Below are 276 nucleotides of genomic sequence, written 5' to 3' on the forward strand. Positions count from 1 at the left end.
GGCTGGGGGGGAGGGGGGGGGGGGGAAAAAGGGGGAATTCGGGGGGGGCGCCGTTCTTAAAAAAAAAAAAAAGAAAAAAGAAAAAAAAGGGAAAAAAAAACCAGGGGGAGAAAAAAAAAAAAAGCCGCTATTTTTTTTCTCTTTTTTTTTTTTTTTTTTTTTTTTTTTTTTTTTTTTTTTTTTTTTTTTTTTTTTTTTTTTTTTTTTTTTTTTTTTTTTTTTTTTTTTTTTAAACGCCCCCCCCCCCCCCCCTCCCCCCCCCCCCCCCCCCCTCTC

Annotated in this window: 1 protein-coding gene; it reads right to left on the reverse strand. The window is 37.0% G+C overall.

What is annotated here, in order from left to right; translation table 11 throughout:
- Positions 1 to 56 precede the first annotated feature (56 nt).
- A partial coding sequence (locus AK59_RS1000000125535) for a hypothetical protein (RefSeq protein WP_032618821.1) occupies positions 57 to 276 on the reverse strand: 220 nt, incomplete at its 5' end.

This window comes from Enterobacter sp. T1-1 (assembly GCF_000710795.1).
Classification (GTDB): Bacteria; Pseudomonadota; Gammaproteobacteria; order Enterobacterales; family Enterobacteriaceae; genus Enterobacter; species Enterobacter cloacae.